Annotated in this window: 3 protein-coding genes and 1 pseudogene; 2 read left to right on the top strand and 2 right to left on the bottom strand. The window is 73.7% G+C overall.

Features of this window, described 5'->3' with window-relative positions:
* Window positions 1-189 (bottom strand): annotated as a pseudogene (locus AB0C29_RS43240) (leucyl aminopeptidase); the annotation flags it as partial.
* A gap of 141 nt (window positions 190-330) precedes the next feature.
* On the opposite strand from AB0C29_RS43240, the gene gcvT reads away from it, so the two are divergent.
* Complete coding sequence (gcvT, locus tag AB0C29_RS43235) at window positions 331-1,434, top strand: glycine cleavage system aminomethyltransferase GcvT (protein WP_360833436.1); 1,104 nt, start codon at window positions 331-333, stop codon at window positions 1,432-1,434.
* Window positions 1,431-1,784, top strand: coding sequence for an MmcQ/YjbR family DNA-binding protein (locus AB0C29_RS43230; protein WP_360833434.1), 354 nt, complete (start codon window positions 1,431-1,433; stop codon window positions 1,782-1,784). Before gcvT ends, AB0C29_RS43230 begins: the two co-directional genes overlap by 4 nt.
* On the opposite strand, the gene cobS is transcribed toward AB0C29_RS43230, so the two are convergent.
* Window positions 1,770-2,480, bottom strand: coding sequence for an adenosylcobinamide-GDP ribazoletransferase (gene cobS, locus AB0C29_RS43225; RefSeq protein ID WP_360833438.1), 711 nt, complete (start codon window positions 2,478-2,480; stop codon window positions 1,770-1,772). The genes AB0C29_RS43230 and cobS overlap by 15 nt on opposite strands.
* Between the last annotated feature and the right edge of the window lie 11 nt (window positions 2,481-2,491).

Here is a 2,491-nt window from a genome sequence, read left to right as displayed (position 1 = left end):
GGCCCCCAGCAGGGCCAGGGTCGAGGTCAGCTTGCCGTCGAACGCGGCGGCGATGCTCTCCGCGCCGGCCGCCGGCAGCAGCGCGCCACCCTCGTCGGGCTGACTGTGCAGCCCGATGACGATCGCATCGACGGCCAGTTCGGCGGGGTCGCTGTCGACCAGGGTGAGAGTGGGGGCGGGGTGGGTCACTCGGGCTCCGCGACGATGAGGGGCCGGAGCTCCCTCGTGGGCCGCCCCGGCGGTGTGGTCACCCCGGCGCGGGTCGCGCCGATCGGTGATGGTGTCCCGCCGATGCTAACCACATGCGAGGTCACCGGTAAGTTGCCACTCATGTCGACCGAGGCCGCAGCCCTGCTCCGTTCGCCTTTGCACGAGCGCCACGTCGCGCTCGGGGCCAAGTTCGCCGCCTTCGGCGGCTGGGAGATGCCGCTGGAGTACGCCGGTGGCGGCGTCCTGCGCGAGCACACGTCAGTCCGGGAAGCCGTCGGCGTGTTCGACGTGTCGCACCTGGGCAAGGCCCGGGTCACCGGCCCCGGCGCCGCGGACTTCGTGAACTCCTGCCTCAGCAACGACCTGGGCCGCATCGCGCCGGGCAAGGCGCAGTACACCCTGTGCTGCGACGATGCCACCGGCGGCGTGGTGGACGACCTGATCGCGTACCTGATCGGCCCGGACGAGGTCTTCCTGATCCCGAACGCCGCGAACACGGCCGAGGTGGTCCGCCGGCTCGCCGCCGCGGCGCCGGAGGGCATCACGGTCACCGACGAGCACCGCAGCTACGCGGTCCTCGCCGTCCAGGGCCCGCACTCCGCCGAGACGGTCACCAAGCTGGGCCTGCCGACCGGCCACGAGTACATGTCGTTCAACCCGGCCCGGATCGACGGCGTCGACCTGATCGTCTGCCGCACCGGCTACACCGGCGAGCAGGGCTACGAGCTGGTCGTGCCGTGGGACGACGCGGTCACCGTCTGGGACGCGCTGGTCGAGGCCGGCGTACGCCCGTGCGGGCTCGGCGCCCGCGACACGCTGCGCACCGAGATGGGCTACCCGCTGCACGGCCAGGAGCTGTCCCTGGAGATCACCCCGGTGCAGGCCCGCTCCGGCTGGGCGGTCGGCTGGTCCAAGCCCGCGTTCTGGGGCCGCGACGCGCTGCTCGCCGAGAAGGCAGCAGGACCCCGCCGGCTGCTGCGCGGCCTGGAGCTGACCGGCCGCGGCATCCCGCGGGGTCACATGCAGGTGTACGCGGGCGACGCGCTCGTGGGCGAGGTCACCAGCGGCACGTTCTCGCCGACGAAGAAGATCGGCATCGCGCTGGCCCTGCTCGGCACGGCGGCCGGGCTGGCCGAGGGCGACCTGGTCCAGATCGACATCCGGGGCCGCCGGACCGAGGCGAAGATCGTGAAGCCGCCGTTCGTGCAGCCCTCGGTGCGGTGAGCGTCACCTACGACCAGGTGCGCGAATGGGTCCTGGCCCTGCCCGGGTGCGCCGAGGTCTTCGTCGAGAACTGGGGCCACAACACCCTGCGGTACGGCGACAAGATGTTCGCCTCGGGCGGCGGCGAGAGCGGCACCATCTCGGTGAAGGCGTCCCGGGAGGACCAGGCCGAGCTGATCGCCGCGGCCCCGCACATCTACGCCCCGGCGCCGTACGTGGGCCGCTTCGGCTGGGTCACGGTGGTGCTGGCCGAGGCCGACCCGGACGAGCTGCGGCAGGTCGTGACGGAGGCGTGGCGGCGGACCGCACCGAAGAGGGTCGTCAAGGCGTACGACTCAGCGCACGGCTAGACCGATCACCGTCAGCGTGGTGGTCACCTCGACGGTCGCGCCGATGACGTCACCGGTGATGCCGCCGAACCGCCGTACCGCATGCCGCAGCAGCAGGACCGCCACCAGCAGCGCGCCGGCGACGGCGGCCGGACCCTGCCACGGCCGGCCCGGCACCGCCCAGACGGCCCCGGCCGCGACGACGGCCGCGGCCAGGATCACGACCGGCACCGGTACGGTCGCAGCGACCAGCGCGCCCAGACCGTCGGGCCGCGCGGAGGGTACGCCGCGACGGCAGGCCAGGGTGACACCGAGACGGCCGGCTGCCCAGGCCGCGACGATCGCCCACGGTGTCAGCTCGGTCAGGGCGGCGGCCTGGATCAGCAGGGTCAGCGCGATGGCCGCGACGCCGAACGGGCCGATGTCGGACTTCTTCATGATCGCGAGGGCGGCGTCGCCCCGGCGGTAGGAGCCGAGGGCGTCGGCGGTGTCGGCCAGGCCGTCCAGGTGCAGGCCCCGGGTGAGCAGTGCGCTCGCGGCCACGGTGACCGTGGCGGCCAGGAGGCCCTGACCCAGGAGGGCGAAGAGGGCGGCCAGGAGTGCTCCGAGCAGGGCGCCGATCAGCGGGGCGGCGCTCATCGCTACGGCGGCGGCGCGGCGGTCGATGCGGCCGGTGCGGACGGGCAGGACCGTGAGGGTGGTCAGCGCCAGACGCAGGCCGTCGACCA

The sequence above is a fragment of the Actinoplanes sp. NPDC048791 genome, from assembly GCF_040650095.1.
Classification (GTDB): Bacteria; Actinomycetota; Actinomycetes; order Mycobacteriales; family Micromonosporaceae; genus Actinoplanes.
This window is presented reverse-complemented; position numbering and strand designations above follow the sequence as displayed.